The sequence below is a fragment of the Lonsdalea quercina subsp. quercina genome (genome assembly GCF_000688655.1).
GTDB classification, from domain to species: Bacteria; Pseudomonadota; Gammaproteobacteria; order Enterobacterales; family Enterobacteriaceae; genus Lonsdalea; species Lonsdalea quercina.
Window position 1 is genome coordinate 198515 of sequence record NZ_JIBO01000007.1, and the last position, 19891, is coordinate 218405.

General features: G+C 53.0%; 19 protein-coding genes and 1 pseudogene. 6 read left to right on the plus strand and 14 right to left on the minus strand.

Features of this window, described 5'->3' with window-relative positions:
• Nucleotides 1-264 precede the first annotated feature (264 nt).
• From ppnP to RZ35_RS08430, 9 genes are all read right to left on the minus strand, one after another.
• Entirely contained in the window at nucleotides 265-549 is a 285-nt protein-coding gene (gene ppnP, locus RZ35_RS08390; protein WP_026742901.1) for a pyrimidine/purine nucleoside phosphorylase, read from the minus strand.
• 85 nt (nucleotides 550-634) lie between these two features.
• The gene (gene aroL / locus RZ35_RS08395) at nucleotides 635-1156 is read right to left on the minus strand and encodes a shikimate kinase AroL (RefSeq protein ID WP_026742902.1); all 522 of its coding nucleotides are present in this window, start codon (nucleotides 1154-1156) and stop codon (nucleotides 635-637) included.
• Between the two features lie 317 nt (nucleotides 1157-1473).
• Nucleotides 1474-3132 carry a multidrug ABC transporter permease/ATP-binding protein gene (locus RZ35_RS08400; RefSeq protein ID WP_026742903.1) on the minus strand — a complete coding sequence of 553 codons (1659 nt, stop codon included), beginning with the start codon at nucleotides 3130-3132 and terminating at the stop codon, nucleotides 1474-1476.
• A 201-nt stretch (nucleotides 3133-3333) separates the two neighbouring features.
• Nucleotides 3334-3507, minus strand: coding sequence for a hypothetical protein (locus RZ35_RS17945; protein WP_157755373.1), 174 nt, complete (start codon nucleotides 3505-3507; stop codon nucleotides 3334-3336).
• Between the two features lie 369 nt (nucleotides 3508-3876).
• Nucleotides 3877-4503: a hypothetical protein gene (locus tag RZ35_RS08405; RefSeq protein ID WP_051625513.1), complete on the minus strand. Its 627-nt coding sequence runs from the start codon at nucleotides 4501-4503 to the stop codon at nucleotides 3877-3879.
• A gap of 985 nt (nucleotides 4504-5488) precedes the next feature.
• Nucleotides 5489-5830, minus strand: a complete 342-nt coding sequence (locus tag RZ35_RS08415; RefSeq protein WP_026742905.1) for a zinc ribbon domain-containing protein YjdM — start codon at nucleotides 5828-5830, stop codon at nucleotides 5489-5491.
• Nucleotides 5831-6099: 269 nt separating this feature from the next.
• A complete protein-coding gene (locus tag RZ35_RS08420; protein ID WP_026742906.1) occupies nucleotides 6100-6750 on the minus strand; it encodes a DUF421 domain-containing protein in 651 nt (216 codons plus the stop codon).
• A gap of 284 nt (nucleotides 6751-7034) precedes the next feature.
• Nucleotides 7035-7484 (minus strand): dehydroquinate synthase/iron-containing alcohol dehydrogenase family protein, encoded by a 450-nt coding sequence (locus RZ35_RS08425; protein ID WP_235195096.1) that lies wholly within the window; start codon nucleotides 7482-7484, stop codon nucleotides 7035-7037.
• A 219-nt stretch (nucleotides 7485-7703) separates the two neighbouring features.
• Complete coding sequence (locus tag RZ35_RS08430) at nucleotides 7704-9362, minus strand: methyl-accepting chemotaxis protein (RefSeq protein ID WP_071999781.1); 1659 nt, start codon at nucleotides 9360-9362, stop codon at nucleotides 7704-7706.
• A gap of 1192 nt (nucleotides 9363-10554) precedes the next feature.
• On the opposite strand from RZ35_RS08430, the pseudogene RZ35_RS08435 reads away from it, so the two are divergent.
• The 4 genes and pseudogenes from RZ35_RS08435 to mutS all read left to right on the plus strand — a co-directional run.
• Nucleotides 10555-11234, plus strand: a pseudogene (locus RZ35_RS08435) (DUF3289 family protein); the annotation flags it as partial.
• 80 nt (nucleotides 11235-11314) lie between these two features.
• The gene (locus RZ35_RS18450) at nucleotides 11315-11413 is read left to right on the plus strand and encodes a DUF3289 family protein (RefSeq protein ID WP_268748623.1); all 99 of its coding nucleotides are present in this window, start codon (nucleotides 11315-11317) and stop codon (nucleotides 11411-11413) included.
• Nucleotides 11406-11798 (plus strand): DUF943 family protein, encoded by a 393-nt coding sequence (locus tag RZ35_RS08440; RefSeq protein WP_026742907.1) that lies wholly within the window; start codon nucleotides 11406-11408, stop codon nucleotides 11796-11798. The genes RZ35_RS18450 and RZ35_RS08440 overlap by 8 nt, the downstream gene beginning before the upstream one ends.
• Nucleotides 11799-12386: 588 nt before the next feature.
• Nucleotides 12387-14945 carry a DNA mismatch repair protein MutS gene (gene mutS / locus RZ35_RS08445; protein ID WP_026742908.1) on the plus strand — a complete coding sequence of 853 codons (2559 nt, stop codon included), beginning with the start codon at nucleotides 12387-12389 and terminating at the stop codon, nucleotides 14943-14945.
• 345 nt (nucleotides 14946-15290) lie between these two features.
• Here mutS and RZ35_RS08450 read toward each other — a convergent pair whose 3' ends face one another.
• Both RZ35_RS08450 and RZ35_RS08455 read right to left on the minus strand, forming a co-directional pair.
• Nucleotides 15291-15683 carry a copper resistance protein NlpE N-terminal domain-containing protein gene (locus tag RZ35_RS08450; RefSeq protein ID WP_051625515.1) on the minus strand — a complete coding sequence of 131 codons (393 nt, stop codon included), beginning with the start codon at nucleotides 15681-15683 and terminating at the stop codon, nucleotides 15291-15293.
• A gap of 145 nt (nucleotides 15684-15828) precedes the next feature.
• Nucleotides 15829-16377, minus strand: a complete 549-nt coding sequence (locus RZ35_RS08455; RefSeq protein ID WP_026742909.1) for a YaeQ family protein — start codon at nucleotides 16375-16377, stop codon at nucleotides 15829-15831.
• A gap of 212 nt (nucleotides 16378-16589) precedes the next feature.
• Here RZ35_RS08455 and RZ35_RS08460 point away from each other — a divergent pair, with 212 nt between their 5' ends.
• Together RZ35_RS08460 and rof are read left to right on the plus strand one after the other, a co-directional pair.
• Nucleotides 16590-16793 (plus strand): YaeP family protein, encoded by a 204-nt coding sequence (locus RZ35_RS08460; protein WP_026742910.1) that lies wholly within the window; start codon nucleotides 16590-16592, stop codon nucleotides 16791-16793.
• The gene (gene rof, locus RZ35_RS17335) at nucleotides 16777-17037 is read left to right on the plus strand and encodes a Rho-binding antiterminator (RefSeq protein ID WP_071999783.1); all 261 of its coding nucleotides are present in this window, start codon (nucleotides 16777-16779) and stop codon (nucleotides 17035-17037) included. The genes RZ35_RS08460 and rof overlap by 17 nt, the downstream gene beginning before the upstream one ends.
• A 63-nt stretch (nucleotides 17038-17100) precedes the next feature.
• On the opposite strand, the gene tilS is transcribed toward rof, so the two are convergent.
• The 3 genes from tilS to accA all read right to left on the minus strand — a co-directional run bounded on the left by tilS (nucleotide 17101) and on the right by accA (nucleotide 19884).
• Nucleotides 17101-18441, minus strand: coding sequence for a tRNA lysidine(34) synthetase TilS (gene tilS, locus RZ35_RS08470; protein WP_051625516.1), 1341 nt, complete (start codon nucleotides 18439-18441; stop codon nucleotides 17101-17103).
• Nucleotides 18431-18820, minus strand: a complete 390-nt coding sequence (locus tag RZ35_RS08475) for a VOC family protein (protein WP_026742913.1) — start codon at nucleotides 18818-18820, stop codon at nucleotides 18431-18433. The genes tilS and RZ35_RS08475 overlap by 11 nt, the downstream gene beginning before the upstream one ends.
• Nucleotides 18821-18924: 104 nt before the next feature.
• Nucleotides 18925-19884 (minus strand): acetyl-CoA carboxylase carboxyl transferase subunit alpha, encoded by a 960-nt coding sequence (gene accA, locus RZ35_RS08480; RefSeq protein WP_026742914.1) that lies wholly within the window; start codon nucleotides 19882-19884, stop codon nucleotides 18925-18927.
• Nucleotides 19885-19891: the final 7 nt, after the last annotated feature.

Sequence of the window (19891 nt, forward strand, 5' to 3'; positions counted from 1 at the left end):
ACCTCAAAGATCAAGGGTGATAATAAAATAGTGTTACGTCGACATTTAATTTATTTCATTAGGTACTAAATAACGCTCGGCGCATGAACACGGAAATAACCATTTCCACAGAAAAAACATTCAGAGAAAAGGGATGAGACGCTGTTGCTGACCGAGCGACGGTGCGGTGAAGAGACCGTAAGGCGAATAACACACGGGTTGAGACGGCGGCTTCGGCGCGGNGGACACCGTATCTGACGGTGCCCGCCTGTCAGACGACCTGGATTAGAGGTATTTGCACAGATAGGCCGTCGGTTCGGCAACCTGTAGATTAAACTCGCTATGCCCCGGCACGGAGAACATCTCCCCAGCGGAGAACAGCTGCCATTCCACCGCACCCGGCAGAAGTACATTTAACGCGCCGCTGATGACCGTCATTTCTTCGGCCTGACCGGTGCCGAAGGTGTATTCGCCTTCCGCCATGACCCCTACGCTCGCTCGGCCATCAGTGCTGTTGTCAAAACCAATCGATTTCACTTTTCCTGAGAAATACTCGTTCACCTGCAGCATACAAACATCCTCTTATCGAACAGTCATCATGTTATGAAAAATCATCCTGGAACAAGGCCGCACCGGCTGTCGCCGCGACGCAGGCTCAGGCCGCCGCCATCCTGAGCGCCTGCAAGACATCTGCAACGATGGAGTCAGGGGTCTGTGTCGCATCAATGACGTGGTGCGCGACAGACTGATAGAGCGCCTCACGTTCTGCCAGTACCGCCGCCATTTCCGCCGCAATTGGGCGCCCCGTCAACGTCGGCCGTTGTTCGGCCTGGGGGTCGACCACCAGCCGTTGAGCCAATAACCCTGCTGGCGCATGCAGGTAGATGACTCTCCCCTGCTCCCGCATAAAGCGACAATTTTCGTCCAGCAGCACAATACCGCCGCCGGTGGCAATCACGTACTCAGGCTGAGTCACCGCCTGAAGCGCGGCACTTTCACGACGGCGAAATCCCGGCCAGCCTTCCGCTGCTACGACCTCGGCCACCGTCATCTGACTGGTTTCCTGCATGAAAATATCGGTATCAACGAACTGATAGCCGAGCGCGCGCGCCAGCTCCCCGCCCACGGTAGTTTTGCCACACCCTCTGGCGCCAACCATAAAAATCGGTCGTGTCATTTAACGACGAGTCCTTAATTATTCATAGAACCTATCCCACAAGGCGTTATTGCCGCCGCCAGTCTGGACACATACAGTGCGGAGAAACCGGCGCGCACAGGGATATGCGTGAGGGTTTCGAGCACCGCGTGGTCCGGAATGACAGGTGACATCGCCCGTATGGGAAAGGTGCTTAGTCGACGGCCATCGCATCAGCCGTCTTCTGTCATACCAAGAGTTGAATCATACAAGCAAAGCGGGGGAATAAGAATATCGAACCGCAGCAACACGGCGATTATGCGGGCGTCTTCGAAGCGCCGAGCGGAAGAAGCGGCTTGTCAGCGCGCGCCCCCTTCCTCGCAACGGTTGATCCTCGCGACGGCATCGCGGCTGGCGTCGGCACGCGCCTGNCCGGTCAGCTCCACCAGTTGACCGGCGCGCATCTCCAGTAACCGATCCGCCTGACCGAAATAGTGATCGTCGTGGCTGATGGCGATGACCGTTTTGCCTTCGGCCATCAGATGCGGCAACAGCACCTGATAAAACACGCGTCGAAACTGAGGATCCTGATCCGCGGCCCACTCGTCCAACAGCAGGACCTCTCGCTGCTCTGCCAGCGCCAGCAGCAAAGCGACCCGCTTCCGCTGCCCTTGAGACAGCGATAAGTCTTCAATTTGGGTCCCGTTCAGCCGCAGTTTATGCTGCATATTGAGACGTTCCACCCAGCGTTCGATTAGCGCCGTTGGCGGCGCCTCGCCTTGCGGTCCCATCAATCGGTCAAACAGGTGACAATCGGTAAAGACCGCCGAGAACAGCGCCTGATAGTCCGGCAACGATACCGGATTGCCATCCAACAAAATTTGTCCGCTGACCGGCGTATACAGTCCGGTCAGCAGCATCGCCAGCGTGGATTTTCCGCTGCCGTTGCCGCCGATGACAAACACCTGTTCGCCGCGCTGAATGCGCACGTTGATCGGGCCGATCTCGAAGCCGGATTGACCATAGCGGAAGCGGACGTCGCGTAGCTCGATCAACTGCCAGTGCCGCGGAGCGGCGAACGCCGGAAAACCTTCCTGATAAGGGTTCAGCTTGAGCCGACGCAGCTTATCGAACGCCACCTGTGCGCTGAGCAACGTCGGCAACGCGCCGACCGCCTGCAACAAGGGCGTGCGCAGGAATAACAGCGTCAGCGAATAGGTCGCGGCCACCGCGTTGTCCGCCCACCCGAGACCGTTGGCCATGAAGAACGCCGCACCAATAGTGCCCAACATCATAATATTCGACCAATTGATCGCGCTGAGATGGTAGGAGTCGGCACGCACGATATGGTGCTGATATTCCCTGGCGTGCTGTTGATAATCCTCCTCGTACAGCCGTTGAGCACGGTCCCGATTCAGCGCCAGCTCCTTACATCCCGAAATGACCCGCTCATAGTCTTCGTGCAGGCTATCTTCCATTTCCCGAACGCGGTTGAAATGGCGGTAGACGCGGGAGACCAGCCAATAACCTCCCCAGATGGTGACGGTCACCCACAGCGTGGTGAACAGCATCATGCGCGGCGACAGCCACGCCAGATAACAGGCCGCGCCGACGGTCAGAACAACGCCCTGCACCAGTTCCGGCAGGCGAACGAAGGCGATAGTGATACTGCGGATATCATTGGAGAGGCTGGCCAGCAGCTGAGCATGGCCAATGTGGTTCATGCGCTCCAGACTGGNGTCCAGGATGCGTTTGATGAGCTGCCCGCGCATACGGCTGACGAAATGGTGCCCTAACAGGGTCAGCGCCAATTGGGCGCCCAGCGTGATCCCCATCAGAAGCAGCAGCAAACCCAGAAACTGTGGTAACACCCAGAGGTCCGAATGCGATGTGACAATCAATCGTTGGTTAATAAACGCAATCAGACCAATTCCTAGCGCCGCGCTGGCCAGACTTAGAAGAATGACGGCGATGAAAGGCCAACGATATTGCCGGTATACAAGATGAATCAGCTCCATGGGATCCCGCATGCTGAGAAGTTGGATGCAGCCAGTTTAGTTAGCGGCGAAATGATATCAATCAGTTATTGCAGGCGGCAGCGAATGGCGCCGCCTTTCTCGATATGATTCTTCTGGATCCGTTGACTTAATCAGGGATTATCCAGATGGTTTTCGCGATGTCGACGACGTGTTTGAGCTTAGCCCACTGCTGCGCTTCACTCAGGACGGAGTCCCGGTTTCCGGGGCAAGCGAGGGATAACACGCGGTGTTATGCAGGGAGGGATGCAGGAGCATGGTCGGGCTGGGCAGCGTCTGCTTGGCCAGCAGTTTGGCATCATGACTGATAGCCTGATGCAGAAAGCGAATAATGCGCCAGGAACGGGTGCGACGCATCGAATGAAATCTCCCCCACAACCTCATTGCTGCTCGCTATGGGCTTGCACAAAAGGTTTAGGCGTCACGCTGATGACAGGTTACTCGTCCGACAATGACTTGAAAGTGGGCGGACTGAAAGAGCCGTCCGCCGATAACAGCGTGAACAACAAGGTGCGTAATATGAAGATTTATGAGTAGCTAATGACATATTCATCCAGGCTGATCAACAAAGGATAAATGCTCGAGTTCCGGTCGCCGTTCAATACGGCTGATTCAGTTGATGGGGTGCAACAATTATCTACATCAGGAGCCACGCCTGACTGGCCGGAATAGCCTTTAATCAGAACCTGTTACACCCTGACAGGTTTGCAAACGGCAAAGCGTTCGTTAGGCGTTTGTCGAGGCGACTTTAGAAGACCCGACAATGCCCCAGGTCATCTCGTCCGCCCCTCCCCCCATCATCTGCTGGATCTTTTCGTAAATTTCAGCGGCGGAGAGGCCTTTATATATCCCTTTGCTATAGAAGCTGAACATATCGCTGTCCGCGCTGCTACTCTCTTGCCCCATCTTCACCCGCTCTTCGGTGGTGACCGGCTCGCCGGAGAAGGCGTCGTACGCTACCCAACTCCCGTCGGGGTAGCTGATCATCGACACCAACGTGCCGCCGTACATCGGGATCCCATTTATCATTTGCAGAGAACGTTCAAGCGAGTCGGACTGCACTTCCTCTTTATCGTCCTTAGCCTGTTGGGCTTCGCGAGACTCTAGCTGTGCCTCAAGATCTTCCAGCCGCTCATCTGTCGACTGGGTTGAATCGGACGCGCTTACCGTCCCCGTCGTGAACGTCTGTGTGGAAACGTCGCCAAAGCTGGCTCCCGTCTGACTGTTAAGCGGAAAACCGCTCTCGCTATCCGCTGTGGATGAGCCGCTCTTATTCGCCGCGCCGATTGATGTCACGAGGGGATAGTAAGGCTTTATATTTTGACTGTGTGTCTCAATACCAGATATAGCCACAATACGTCTCCTTGTTATATTTCAATTAATACCATCACACCGTAAAAGCGACGAGTTATCGTAATAACTAACATCGAAGTATTGAAATAAAGTTCAAATGCTTTCATCCCGAAAGCGATTATTGGAAATGTAAACAGGCTCCTGGTGGCGAATATCAAACAGCGGAGAAAATAGGCTCAACCGCCACCTTGGCATGAAAGAACATTCTGTAGTAGAAACAGCTGATATCAGAGTCAAAAAAAGTCTGTTCTCTAAAATATATCGGCTAATGCATTTTTTCGTTAAGACTAAAAAAGAATAAAAATAGAGAATTGATGGCGTACGCCACTATTATCCCTTTGCGCCACTTCCCCGACGAAAGCAGATGCCAGGCTTCCGTTTCGCGCTGTTATGGTTTTACCCATGACTCACCGCTTAAAGATAATACGCTATGTGCTCATTCGCCATGTTTCTCATGAGGTCCGCACAACGCATGGCTTGCGGGTACCGAGGCGCACGATATATTTGTTTCCCGGTCTCCCCCTGAGACGGCACAGACGCTTTTTACGAGATTGAAGCACTGGTCAGCCTGCCGGTCGTGAAAGACCGTCGCCCCTGCGGGCTGTTCAATCCCCCTCTTTTCTATCTCAGACAGCGCGTCAGTCTTTTCTCGGGCTTATACGACCGTCAAGGTGGCGTCACGTTCATGGACAGCGCAGCGCTGTATGTTGAAGCCGCTACAGCGCAATCAGTCAGGGCCGCCAAACCGGGGCGATGCCTGACGAACGGCGTCAGTCTCGACGTTATGGCCGCGGTATTGGGACTGGNGTGAAACTCAAGATGTTAAACCCAGGGCGATATTTTCAGCGCTCACGGACGGGGAAGACGGATATGTTTACTACCAGGAATGGATGAAGGGATCGGCGAGGATAGCTTGTGTGGAACTCATCAATGGAGATGCTTCCTGAAATCAATACGGCTACTTCAGGAAGCGAGAGCACGGCGATTAGTTTTTCTTCACGAACTCGGACTTCAGCTTCATCGCGCCGAAGCCGTCGATTTTGCAGTCGATGTTGTGATCGCCTTCCACCAGGCGGATCCCTTTCACGCGCGTACCCATTTTCAGCGGGGTAGAGCTTCCCTTCACTTTCAGATCCTTAATCACAGTGACCGTGTCGCCATCAGCCAGCAGGTTGCCGTTAGCATCGCGAACGACCAGTCCTTCTTCCTGCTCCGCGGCTTCNCCCGCCATTGACCAAACATGCCCGCACTCAGGACAGTTCAGCATGTCGTTGTCCTGCCAGGTGTATTCGGATTGGCATTTTGGGCAATTGGGTAGCTGTTGCATGATAAAATTCCTAAAAATAAAAAATGTATGTAAAAAACCAATAAAATCAATAGCAGTATATTCAGCTGAGCATATTTTAACGTTTTAAAGCCTCGCTGAGTAGCCATCTTTACGTAAAGGACTTTATGGCAGCACGAAAACGGGGCCATCAACCTAGGTTAAAGGCCCCGAAAAAGGAGAAAAAACTTTTATTACAGAGGATTATACGTATCTGTCGAAACGGATTAACGAAACGTCACGTCCGCTATCCGCCGAATATCACACAAACGTTACTTCATTACCGAGCCGTCGCGCAGGATAAACATCAGATTGCCGTCCCAAAACTCCGCGATAAAGATGTCATCTTCTTCAAGTTCATGCTCACGAAGCTTGTTTTGCAGCCAATCCTCATCTTTTTCAATTTGTTCCAACTCTCTACTCCTGATTTCACCGTCTTTCATGACAATGACCGAAGGCATTTCGTTGTCTTCGCAGACCACCGTCAACTGGCCACTCGGCTCGATCTGAGCATAGGTAATTTGTTGGAATGAACGAATTCCTTGAGAATGAAGCTGCGAGGCGACATTAAGAATGTCGATTTTGTTCTTCTGTCGCAGGATGTTTTCCATCAGAAAACGACCTTTTTTGACGATCGGTAAAGGATCGCCAATGGCGATAGAGCGAAAAAGATGAAAATGCTTGCTGATAAAATTCAGCAAAGAAATAAGCCCAACGCCAATAAATAACACGATGATGTATTGGTAGAGTGGGATGCTGTCGCTGTAAATAACGCCGCCGATAATCCCCCCGAGAACGAAGTTACCGATGAAGTCCACCGGCGTCATTTGCGATAACTGTGTTTTACCTGAAACATTCAGGTGCGTGATGACAATAGTAAAACCAATAATGAATTTGATTAATACGAAGCAATAATATTCCATCTCTGCTCTATTCACAGCTGCTGCTGCGCCTCAGTTTAATGACCGAAGACAGTATAATAGATAAAAAAAAATTCGGATGAATTCAGAGCGCAGGCAATGAGTTCACGTGGAACAAACAAANCCTCATACCGCTCGATGCCAGTGCCGCCGATTAGCAGTGAAAATCCCATGCATTGCGCACGGTCCAGGAGAAGAGAGGTCAACAGACACGTGCCGCATAAAGCGGAAAAGCGGCAACAAGCCAACCCGGCAATAGGGCTGGCATGAGGACGCAGCGACAAGCGTTAGGCTTTCGCTTTGTAACGCTCGGCCAGGCTGTTCGCCGCGACCATTGCGTTATAGACATCCTCTTCGGTCACCGCCATCGGCATGTTGCCCAGCGTGTCGTCTTTATGGCAGGCAATTTCCGCCACTTTACGCCACTCAGCCTCAACAAACGTTTTCAGGCCCATATCTTCCAGCGTCAACGGCAGACCGGTGGTTTTGATGATGCGGATAACGTCATCGAACTCGGCGACCGGCGCGTTTTCAAGCACCAGTTGCGTCAGCAGGCCGAAGACCACTTTTTCACCGTGCTGGGCTTTGTGCAAATCCGGTACGACGGACATACCGTTATTCACCGCATGGGCGGCCGCCAGACCACCGGATTCAGCGCCGACGCCGCTCAAATAAATGGTGGCTTCGATGGTCTGTTCCAGCGCAGGCGTCGCCACCTTGTTTTTAATAGCATCCATGGCGGATTCGACGTTTTCACTTAGAAGCTGGTAACACAGTTTGGCCAGCTCTAGCCCCGCCACAGGGTGTGAGTCCGCAACGCCCTTCGCCAATCACTTGTCGGCCCCCGGGAAGTCCATTCGCCGACCGTACCTCCCTTGTACGGCTTGGCCCGTTTCCCAGGTCACCACCACAGCGTAGGAAAACTCAGCGATGGTGAGTGATTGGCGCACCTGTTTTTAGAACTTTTCCCAGTTATCCTCGCCCGTCTTTTTACCGTCGGTGCTCGAAGGCAGCGCTTTGACGCTGGAGGACGAAGGCGTTTTTTGGGTTAATGTAGGCCGTAACAGCGTGTTTTCATTCGTCGGGAGTTTGAAAGAGGAGACGGCGTGAGTCAGATGATGCACCTGCTCTTCCAGCGACGCAGCGGCCGCGGCGGATTCCTGAACCAACGCCGCATTTTGCTGCGTCACACCGTCCATTTCCGTCACGGCTTGTTCTATCTGACCGATGCCGCGGCTCTGTTCGTCCGACGCCGTTGCAATTTCACCCATCAAATCGTTAATCCGCGTGATGGAGGTGATAATGGCAGACATCGCGTCTCCGGTCTTAGTGACCTGCTCCGACCCCATGCGTACGCCGTTCGCCGATTCGCTGATCAGCCCTTCGATCTCTTTTGCCGCCTGAGCGCTGCGCTGCGCCAGATTGCGCACCTCACCGGCCACGACGGCGAATCCCCGCCCCTGCTCTCCGGCTCTGGCCGCTTCTACCGCCGCGTTCAATGCCAATATATTGGTCTGGAATGCAATACCGTTGATGACGCTGGTGATGTCTTCGATTTTCTTGGAACTGGCGGTGATGCCCTGCATGGTTTCACCCACCGCTTGAGCAACCTTTTCCCCTTCCTGCGCGGCTTTCACCGCGTCCTGGGTCAGGCTGGTGGCCTGATATACGTTCGCCGTATTCTGTTTTACGGTCGCCCCCAGCTCTTCCATGCTTGCCGCCGTTTCCGCCAGCGCGGACGCCTGCTGTTCGGTGCGGGAAGACAGGTCAATGTTGCCCGCCGCAATTTCCTGAGATGCGTGAGCAACGGTGTTGCTCGAGTCGCGCACCTGCCCGATAATCTGCACCAAGGAGAGACGCATTTGCTCCATCGAACGCATCAGATCGCCAATCTCGCCTTTCAAACGCCCATTCACCGAGGTTTCCAGATGACCGTTGGCAATCTGACTACAGTGATCTTTGGCAACACCCAGCTGATCCAGAACGAAGCGCTTCAGCAGGATCATCATCCCGACCATGATGGCGATAAACACGATGGCGAAAGTAACGATCAGGCCCATTGAGAAGGTGAAGTTACTCTGAGCGTCCTGATTCAGCTGTTTCGCATAATGCTCACGGAATTCCAGGAGCTTATCCAGGGCAATTTCGTACTGACGATCCAGCTTACGTACGATGGCCAGCTGCGCATAAAATGTGGTTTCGTCATTTTTGGCCGCCGCATCCAGCAGAGGCTGCAATCCATCCTGGCGGTAGGCGAGATAGGTGGTGCGATATGCGTCGGCCAGCGGNCCTTCCGACGGTTGTTTCGGCGCACTGAGGTAAGCCTGAAACGCCGCATCGGCTTTCGCCAGCACGGCTTTCGCGCCTTCCAGCGTCGACTGAGTATTCTGACTGTTCCCTTTTTCCAAATCTTCCATGTATTCCATGAGATGCACGCGCAAGGTGCGGCTATGGTTGATGGGGTCAATGACCGACAGCACAACGCGTATTTCTTTATTCACACTATCCAGAGAATTGTTGCTGCGTATCAGCATCCATACATTCGATAGCGTACTGGCGAAAAAGATAAGCAAAAGTGAAGCAAGAATGATGAGAGAGAAGCGTTTAATTGACATATTAAGTCCTATATATATGAGCAAAACAACGATATTGCCGACATCATTACTATCGGCAGAAAAAGCACGTAGTTAAGCTCGCCAGGACGGTAAACAGGGGCTGCGGCTGACTTTTTATTAAAAGCCCAAGCAAGATCAACAAAACCCAATAAAGCCATTGAATAAAAAGGATAAATACGTTATTTGCGCGCTAATATAGCGGTCTTCAAGATTAGATTTGATACGGAGTTCATTCGGAAAGGCATTGAAATCATTACCTATATCAACACCCGATGATAGAGAGAGACTGAGTCAAAATTTAATCAAAAATTAATCTAAATGGCTGCCGCGCAGAAGCGTAAATTCCCCCGAGCTATCGTAAACGATCATTCATCTTTAACATGGGGTATTATTCAACATACATTCATTAGACTATGCGTTTTTTCAGCACAAACGCCGTGAAATAGCGCAGAAAGACAGCATATACGATCATCAGCGCCCCGCTTCAAAGAACAATCAACGTATCGAAAAAGTGTGGCGTAAGGGGTTAAAACGCAGGCGGCCGCGTGGTGGAGTCCAGAATCAGTACAACGCGTGTCACGAAAACAGAATAAGACGCAGCGTACCCCTGCCAGCTGGCGTACTGACTCAGATAGCACCAGCCCGCCGCGTGGGCAGTGTTGAATAATTGAAATGCCCTGGTCGTACCTTAAAAGACGATCCAGTCCCCCCCTTTTCCCCTTCCCCCTTTTGGGGTCTACGGCTGTTTTTACCCTATTGCCGCATGAGCTCTGTTGATGAGAATCGGAGGGATACAAACAGTGAGCTTTCAGGCAAACCGCCATTAACCACTCAATTCAACAGGTTATTTATCGCGTTGATATTAAGGCGTTATGATATCAATAACGGTGTTGAGAGGGATGATTGCGTAACGGTGTCAATCAGAGGGTTATGCAATGGAAACACGTTTTATGGCGTGGAGATTATGGGCGTTCTTTCCGGTGGAAATAGGCTCAACGAAAGGTTGCCTATTTTTCTTAAGGACAGGCTGAATTACCTGATTGATAAACAAATTAAAAGACCCGCCTACAGTTACATACCGCAAATCGTCGAAGAAAGGTTCGCGCCATTTGTGCAGCTTGACTCTTATAAAGAGCACCAAGGGCTGCAAAGAATGGCCATACCGGCGCTCATCTTTACCACCAGACATAAAATGGATGATTATGAAGCGGATGACATGAAGTGCGGCGATCTCGATATTGAAACGCTGAAAAGTAAATATAATATCGATGTCAATAATGCATCTTCCGTTGTGGATCCCGTAGAACTTATAAAAAAACAGGCCGACATAAGGNCAATACGATCTTTAGATGCCGAAACACCTATGCTAGAACCGTTATATCTATCGATATCAGAAAACTTTTTTAAAAAAAACGCATCTCCTATCGAAAAGGTGACTCAGGAAGAAGCAGCCGCAATGATGTTTGATGAATTCAGGGAGAGTGCAGCGGATCTTACTCCTTTAGGGGGGAGTGAGAATATCATCATGAAGATGATCAAACACATGCAAGAAAACACGGGTAAGCCATTCAGTAGCCCGTTTCTGGACAATGCATTGAAAGAACAGATCCTGGAAGACAATTCCAGCAGCAGTACACTTCTCAATATCAAAAAGACGCTTGCATCCTCAATCGATTACGACAACGGATTTATCCCTAAGGATAAAGAGTCGCGTTTTCGCGAAAATATTCAGAAACATACCGTATTACCCAAGTTTGATCGTTGGCTAGACTATGTAAATGCTCTTGGCCTCTCCGTTCACGATACCTGGGCGACCCATATCACACTTGAGTCCCTGGACATACAGGGGATTCCTACAAAGCCGTCGTCCATTATCGTGTCCAAGACCATTTTGGACTCGATGATAAAGATATCCTAAATACTAATTACAATCATAGTTTTCCATCTTCAAGTTGTGGTTTGTATTACAGCGCTCAAAACAGTACGGGTATAAGCCTTTTATTACCGAAATGAATACCAGAGTGGAAATTAGCGGGAGACGAGGTGAATAAACGAATAGTAGCTAGCTTGATTGCAGCTGTGGCCAGTGGTTATTTACTTTGGGAGTCCCTGACCCCTGTGGAAATCGTAGCCGTACATGATGGCGACATCATTCTCGTCAAACATTTCCCCTACTTGAAAAACCGCCAGATCGCTTGGTGGGAAGCTAATAAAGATAAAATCCAAGCAACCTATGGCATCCCTCACAGACGTAACGACGGAAGCTATGATTTATTCATCCAAAACTACGGTGAGGGCTACCGTGTAGACCAAGGAACGGACGAAGATACTGACTTACTGTGTTTTGACGACATGACCGTTGAGACAAAATGTATCGAGAAAGCCCCCTTGATGTGGTTAGGCTGGAGCCAAAATACCGGGCAGTTTTATTGGTAGATAACATTGGGGGAAGCCATATCGCGCGGGAATAAGCGAGAAATAGCATGAATGAACCACGTCGCGAAACGTTTCCATATTGACGATTCGTACAATCATTACTGTAGGTGGCTGCGATGCTCTTTCCTAGAACCGGCTACTCCTCATGTGCTGTGGCCCCTTCCCCGTTTCTTACAAACGAACACAAGTCTCTGCCATTTCCAAATAAGCTATTTCACACAAAGTTTGCGGGACGCTTCCAGGTTTTACCTATGTCAGTTTGCAGGGCGCTGAGCTAGTATAGCGCTCAATAAGGGTCGCGATATCCGTTGCCGCCGATGCTTTTTCAGCTTGGTATTCTCGCCAGCAACGGCCATGAGTGAATCTCCTGGCTCATCGCGTCGCTGGCCTTGAGCGAGAACGCTTTGTTGATCGGTTTTCCTGTCGAACGCGCTCCGCTATGATAGCCCGTTGATTGATTGGCAGGCGTCGCATTCCGACTTCACGACGAACACAATCGGCTGCTCGCTGCGATACACCGGTGATGCCCTACAAGAACAAAAAAAATCACCATCGAACGTAAATTCAATGGATTATGAAAATAACCGCATGAAAACCACCGACAACCTCGATAGTCATACCCCCATGATGCAGCAGTACCTGAGGCTGAAAGCAGAACACCCGGACATTCTGTTGTTCTACCGCATGGGCGATTTTTACGAGCTGTTCTACGATGACGCCAAGCGGGCATCTCAGCTGCTGGATATCTCATTAACCAAGCGCGGCGCCTCGGCGGGTGAGCCCATTCCGATGGCCGGCGTTCCTCATCATGCGGTGGAAAACTATCTGGCCCGGCTGGTGCAATTGGGTGAGTCCGTCGCCATCTGCGAACAAATCGGCGACCCCGCGTTGAGTAAAGGCCCGGTAGAACGGAAAGTCGTGCGCATTGTGACACCGGGGACCATCAGCGACGAGGCCCTGCTTCAGGAGCGTCAGGACAATCTGCTAGCAGCGATTTGGCAAGACAGCCGCGGATTCGGTTATGCCACGCTGGACATCAGTTCTGGACGTTTTCGACTGGCGGAACCCGCCGATGCCGAAAGCATGGCCGCTGAATTACAGCGCACCAATCCGGCAGAGTTGCTCTATCCCGAAACCTTTGAATTGATGTCGCTGATTGACCATCGCAACGGGCTGCGCCGCCGCCCCCTGTGGGAATTTGAGCTGGATACGGCCCGCCNGCAGCTGAATCTGCAGTTCGGTACGCGCGACCTGACGGGCTTTGGCGTCGAACAGGCCAAGCTCGGGCTGCGCGCCGCCGGATGTCTGCTGCAATACGCCAAAGATACGCAGCGCACTTCGCTGCCGCATATTCGCGGGATCACGATGGAGCGCCAGCAAGACGGCATCATCATGGATGCCGCGACGCGACGTAATCTCGAACTGACGCAGAACCTGTCCGGCGGCCCCGAGAATACGCTGGCGGCCGTGTTGGACTGCACCGTGACGCCGATGGGCAGCCGGATGCTGAAACGTTGGGTGCATATGCCAAGCCGCAACGTTCAGACGTTAACGCAGCGTCAGCAGGCCATTGGCGCGTTACAGGATTTGGCCGTCGAATTGCAGCCTTTTCTGCGTCAGGTCGGCGATCTGGAGCGTATTCTGGCCCGGCTGGCGCTGCGAACGGCGCGTCCGCGCGATCTGGCGAGAATGCGCCATGCCTTCCATCAACTGCCGGACATTCATGCCCTGCTGTCATCGATCGACGCCGATGCGATTCAGCGGCTTGCCAGCCAGATAGGTCAGTTCGACGAACTGCGGGATCTGCTGGAACGCGCGGTGGTTGAAACGCCGCCGGTTCTGGTTCGGGACGGCGGCGTTATCGCCACCGGCTACAACGAAGAGCTGGACGAATGGCGCAGCCTTGCCGCGGGCGCCACCGACTACTTGGACAAGCTGGAAATCCGAGAACGCGAAAAGCTCGGCATTGATACGCTGAAAGTCGGCTTCAACGGCGTACACGGCTATTTCATCCAGGTTAGCCGCGGCCAAAGCCATCTGGTGCCAATGCACTATGTGCGCCGTCAGACGCTGAAAAACGCCGAGCGCTATATCATCCCTGAGCTGAAAGAGTACGAAGACAAGGTTCTCACCTCTAAAAGTAAGGCGCTGGCGCTGGAGAAAGCGCTGTACGACCAGCTGTTTGACATATTGCTTCCCCATCTGGCGGAGCTACAGCAAAGCGCCAGCGCGCTGGCGGAACTGGACGTGCTGAGCAACCTGGCGGAACGTGCGGAAACACTGAACTATGTCTGCCCGACATTGAGCGATCGCCCCGGTATCAAGATCACAGGCGGCCGTCACCCCGTCGTAGAGCAGGTGCTCAGCGAACCGTTTATCGCCAATCCGTTGTCGCTGTCCCCACAGCGTCGACTGCTGATTATCACCGGTCCGAATATGGGCGGGAAAAGCACCTATATGCGTCAGGCCGCGCTTATCGTACTAATGGCCCATATCGGCAGCTATGTTCCAGCGGAGCAGGCCATCATCGGCCCGGTCGATCGCATCTTTACCCGCGTCGGCGCAGCGGACGATCTGGCGTCGGGTCGCTCCACCTTCATGGTGGAAATGACCGAGACCGCGAATATTCTGCATAACGCGACGGAACACAGTCTGGTGCTAATGGATGAGATCGGCCGTGGAACATCAACCTATGACGGCCTGTCTCTGGCCTGGTCGTGCGCAGAAACGCTGGCAAACAAGATCAAAGCCATGACGCTGTTCGCCACCCATTACTTCGAACTGACCAATTTGCCAGAAAAAATGGAAGGTGTTGTCAATGTCCACCTGGATGCCTTAGAACACGGCGATACCATCGCCTTTATGCACAGCGTACAAGATGGAGCTGCCAGTAAGAGCTACGGGCTGGCGGTAGCGGCGCTGGCCGGGGTGCCGAAAGACGTAATCAAACGCGCGCGCCAAAAGCTGAAAGAGCTGGAAACGCTGTCTAATAATGCCTCGAGCAGCCATATCGACGGGGCGCAGTTGATGCTGCTGGCGCCCGAAGAGCCATCGGCCGCGATTGAAGCGCTAGAGACGCTCGACCCGGATATGCTGACGCCGCGTCAGGCGCTAGATTGGCTCTATCAGTTGAAAAAGATGTTATAAATTAAAAGAAAATCATCGCACGGCCGTCGTAAGGCGGTCGTAGCTTACGCCTGTACCCCCCATTGATCACGACTCATCGCCTTCCAATCTTCGTCCCCGCCTATCCCGTCATTCCTGGCACCAGCAAATTGTATGTTTGTGAGTCATTCAACGCTGTAAGTTCAGAAAACCCTGATGAGGGGAAACTTTTTGAGCGGGAAACAAGGGATGTCTTAGCGCAGGATAGCGATAGCGCCGACGTCAGGCCTTGAGGTCGGAAGTAGTCTTTATCTCGCGCTCCACGGGCTATCCCTATCCGCGTTGGATGCATGCTTTGCCGTGACTGCAAAGTCACAACTCCGATGTTTACGCGGGGTTTACGGCAAACAGATGGTATTGCTGAGAGGAACGCAACGGGCGGCCATTATCATCCAGTACCGTTAAATCGTTATTTTTAGCTAAAAAGTAACGTTTGCCGCCGTGGGTATTCGTGAGCACCAGCTTATCCGCGGTACGCAGCCATTGACCTTTCTCTATCCGGCGCAGAGGACGCCCTTCGCCATCAACAGCATGCGTATTCAGAACGAAACTGCCGTCGGCGTCGAGATACAGCACAATGTTCCGGCTATCGGGCAACGTTCCCCGATAATGTTGCGCCATAGGCTGGAGTGACTCAGACTGAACGGCCGGATGCGAATGGCAGCCGATAAGTCCCGACAGACCGAACATCAAAACACCACTGATGATCAGCTTATGCATCATAATCTCCCTGCTTTTCTGCGCGTAACAAACCTGCGGTCGAGGTCTGTTTTGCTTAAGTTCAACGTAACGGCGGCTCTTGATATAGCCATCCGTTCAGCGCAGAAATGAAGGAAAGGATGGCGTAAATGAATAGCGATCATCCCTATTGCCGCGCCAATTGCCAGTCATCAAAAACGACTTCCAGATGATTCTGATCATCTGACAACCAGATGGTGCCTTCCTGCAAGGTGGCCTGCAGCGACATGTTGCGGCGGACCAACGTGGTCAACTGCATCAGTTGCTTATCATCGAGAAAATGTACCGTCAGGTTGGAAAGCTGCGCAGTTTTATCCGCCATCGTCTGCCACCAGACCCGCGCCGCGCGCTCGTTGTAGGCATACAGCACCACTTCACGCGACAAGCTGCACGCTTTCTTTAAACGCTTTTCATCCGGCAATCCCAGTTCAATCCACAGTTCAATCTGCTGATCGTCACTGTGCCGCCAGATTTCAGGTTCGTTGTCGGCACACAGTCCTTTCGTAAACCGCAATGTTTCGTCGGCATGGCAAATCCAGGCCAGGAGCCGCAACATCATTCGCTGATCGGTTTCGGAAGGATGCTGCGCTATTGTCAGTGCAGCATCGTGGAAAAAATGGCGATCCATATCGGCAATATTGACTGCCGCTTTGTACACCGTTGCTTTTAACGCCATGTTTCACCTCTTGGTTTGGGCCGACATTGTACTGGAGAACCGCCGTGCCTCACACCCCGGCTTTGGTAATACGCCTTGGGCATAATACTGATAACCCCTCAATGCCTATGCTATAGTCGGCTGGCAAGATAGCGTTCATTTTCGTCTTAGGCTTATCACCTCCGGTGAAGTCATTTTGAAGGCTACCAGGCTGAGCTCTTAGGGAGGATATAGTGCAACAATATGGTGAATTAGTACGTCGTCTCTATGCAGAGATCGCCGGCGGTAACCTGGCTTATTTACCCGATGCTCTGGGTTGTGTATTGAAAACCCTGGACGAAATCGCCCTCAATAGCGATTTGCCGTCCTCAGTCAGGGAACAGGCGGCTTTTGCCGCCGCTAACTTATTGGTGAGCGATTATGTCAATGAGTCATGAATATCAACCCATCAATTGTGATGATTACGAGAATCTTGAAGCCACCTGCCAACAGCACCTGACGTTGACGGTGGAATTGCGTAACGGTGAGGTGGTGTCCGGGATAGCCAACGACATCATCTCTCGCAAGCACGTCGAATATCTGCTGCTTGATGATGCGGGCGACGTCAGGGAAGTTCGGCTTGACCATATCCTTAGCTTCAGCCATCCCGAAATAGGTAAAGTCGTGGTTAGCGAACCCTGACCAAATTTTTCCCAAAAATTCAAACGGACAACCTGGTTGTCCGTTTTCACTTTAAAACCCCTTTTACGGTAGAGACGCAGGATGCCAGACAATACGCCAGGCCGCCTCTTCTGAATCGGGCCGCCCTTCACGCGTGACAAACGTTCCCACCGCCGCGATAAGCTGTTCGCCGTAGAAAATCAACGGCGTCCGTTCCCTCAACCAGGGCGCAACCCCTAACTCCTGCCACAGTTTTTTTAACTGGCGCCCGTGTTCGCGTCCGACGATATGAAATTTTCCCTGCGCATGAAAGCGAACGGTTACCGCTTCATTGGGATAGGGCTGGCGAACCGCAACCCCCTGCGGCCCCAACGCCAACGATCCCAGCCCGGAGGGCAGTGCCAAAGGCGCTGACGGCGGGTCCCAGGTCAAAATCGCCTCTCTGACCGACGCACGCAGCGGCAACACATATAAACAATCGCGAAAACGTCGAATCTGCCACTGTCCCAGCAGCAACTGCGGTTCCGCGTCCCGCCGGCAGAGCGCCNCTTCCCGCCACAAGCGCTGTAGCTGCTCCTGAGAAGGCATCCGCACGCCCTCAGCCGCCAGCCAACGTCGTAACAGTGCTGAGCGTCGCTGCGGGCTGTAAGATGCCAGATCCGTAATCGACAATCCGCCGTCGGTGCGGCGAAGCGATTGCAGCGACTCGGCCAGCAACTCGTCCAGCAGTTGCTCTTGTTCCGCGCAGAGCCTGGCGCTGCGTGAGACCGCAGTCGGAAAATGGGGCCAGCGCCGCGTCAAGATAGGTAAAACGTGGCGACGCAAGAAATTACGATCAAAGCGATCGTCGCTATTGCTGTCGTCTTCAATCCATTGCAGGCCGTGATGCGCCGCATACTCGGCAAGTTGAGCGCGGCTACAGTCCAGCAAGGGGCGTAAATGCGTCTGCTCGCCGAGTCGTGTCGACGATGCCATCGCCGACAGCCCTGCAGGACCACTGCCCCGTTTGAGCGCCAGCAGGAACGTTTCACTCTGATCGTTGAGATGCTGCGCCGTCAGCAGCGCTTCTTCCGGGGACAGATGTTGACGGATGGCCTGATAGCGCGCCTCGCGGGCCGCCGCTTCAATCCCCCCCTGCTCCGCCTCTACTTTCACCCGCAGGGTGCTGAATGGAATATCCCAGGTTGCACATTGCCTTGCGCAGTGCAATGCCCAGCTGTCGGCGAACTTACTAAGTCCGTGGTGGACGTACGCCGCCCGCAGTAATAGCCCGCGCTGTTCGCGTAACGTTACCAGAAGATGGAGCAGCACGGTGGAGTCCAGCCCACCGCTGTAGGCGAGCAGGTAACGACCGCCAGACGTCACGTGACGCGCAACCGCGTTCAACAGGACTTCATCGATAGGAGCAGAGGCGTTATCGTTCATACAATTCCAACGGCAAATCATCCGGGTCGGCAAAGAAGGTAAATCGTCGCCCGGTCTCTTCATCGATACGAATAGGCTCGCAGTTTACGCCCCTGCGGGTCAGTTCGCTGACCGACTGGTCGATATCCTCAACAGCAAAGGCCAGATGTCTGAGTCCCTGGGCCTCGGGACGACTCACGCGCGAAGGCGCATCCGGGAAAGAGAACAGCTCAATGACGTAGTGGCCGTTCAACGCCAAATCCCCCTTCCAGGAGTCTCTGGCGGCACGATAAATCTCGTGCTGCAGGGTGAATCCCAGCAGGTCGCAGTAGAAGCGCTTACTTCGTTCGTAGTCAGATGCAATGATGGCAATATGATGAATTCCTTGAAGTTTCAGCATAGCGACTCCCGGCAACCGCGGTGTGAGGAATACATGAGGGCCATCATAACAAAAAAAGTCCGAGGNCATTGCTGACCTCGGACTTTTTCAGACGGAGAGAACAATCAGCAGTAGCCGTAGTTCATCAACCGCTGGTAACGACGATTCAACAGTTCCTGATCGCTGAACGCATCCAGCTCACGCAGGTCAGCCAGCAACTGAGATTTCAGTGATGCCGACATAGCGTCTACGTCGCGGTGCGCGGAACCCAACGGTTCAGGGATCACCGTGTCGATCAGGCCCAGTTCTTTCAGACGCGGAGCGATAATACCCATCGCCTCTGCGGCTAACGGCGCCTTGTCCGCGCTTTTCCACAGGATAGAGGCGCAGCCCTCAGGGGAAATCACGGAGTAGGTGCTGAACTGCAGCATGTTGACCTTGTCGCCCACGCCGATCGCCAGCGCGCCGCCAGAGCCACCTTCACCGATGACGGTGCAGATGATGGGAACGCTCAATTCGGACATCTCACGCAGGTTACGCGCAATCGCTTCAGACTGGCCGCGTTCTTCCGCGCCCACGCCCGGATAAGCGCCCGGGGTGTCGATGAAGGTGATGATCGGCATTTTGAAACGCTCGGCCATTTCCATCAGACGCAGCGCTTTGCGATAGCCTTCCGGGGCCGGCATACCGAAGTTGCGGCGAATTTTTTCTTTGGTTTCACGGCCTTTCTGGTGGCCGATGACCATCACGGGACGGCCATCCAGACGCGCAATACCCCCAACAATCGCTTTATCGTCAGCGTAGGCGCGGNCGCCTGCCAGCTCATCGAAATCGGTGAAAACGCGTTTGATATAGTCGAGCGTGTAAGGACGCTGAGGATGACGTGCCAGTTGAGCAACCTGCCATGCGCCCAAATCGGCGAAGATTTTACGCGTCAGCTCTACGCTTTTTTCGCGTAAACGCTTAACCTCTTCATCCAGGTTAATATCCAATTTTTCGTCTTGACGGCTGACGGCGGTCAAAGAGTCAATTTTCGCCTCCAACTCTGCAATCGGCTGCTCAAAATCAAGAAAATTCAGACTCATAGTAATC

What these genes read in the sequence shown, in the direction of transcription:
- RZ35_RS08475 (WP_026742913.1), bottom strand. Translation starts at nt 18,820, where the DNA reads ATGCTGAAACTTCAAGGAATTCATCATATTGCCATCATTGCATCTGAC.
- RZ35_RS08450 (WP_051625515.1), bottom strand. Translation starts at nt 15,683, where the DNA reads ATGCATAAGCTGATCATCAGTGGTGTTTTGATGTTCGGTCTGTCGGGA.
- RZ35_RS08425 (WP_235195096.1), bottom strand. Translation starts at nt 7,484, where the DNA reads ATGGATGCTATTAAAAACAAGGTGGCGACGCCTGCGCTGGAACAGACC.
- rof (WP_071999783.1), top strand. Translation starts at nt 16,777, where the DNA reads ATGTCAATGAGTCATGAATATCAACCCATCAATTGTGATGATTACGAG.
- aroL (WP_026742902.1), bottom strand. Translation starts at nt 1,156, where the DNA reads ATGACACGACCGATTTTTATGGTTGGCGCCAGAGGGTGTGGCAAAACT.
- RZ35_RS17945 (WP_157755373.1), bottom strand. Translation starts at nt 3,507, where the DNA reads ATGCGTCGCACCCGTTCCTGGCGCATTATTCGCTTTCTGCATCAGGCT.
- ppnP (WP_026742901.1), bottom strand. Translation starts at nt 549, where the DNA reads ATGCTGCAGGTGAACGAGTATTTCTCAGGAAAAGTGAAATCGATTGGT.
- RZ35_RS08455 (WP_026742909.1), bottom strand. Translation starts at nt 16,377, where the DNA reads ATGGCGTTAAAAGCAACGGTGTACAAAGCGGCAGTCAATATTGCCGAT.
- RZ35_RS08420 (WP_026742906.1), bottom strand. Translation starts at nt 6,750, where the DNA reads ATGGAATATTATTGCTTCGTATTAATCAAATTCATTATTGGTTTTACT.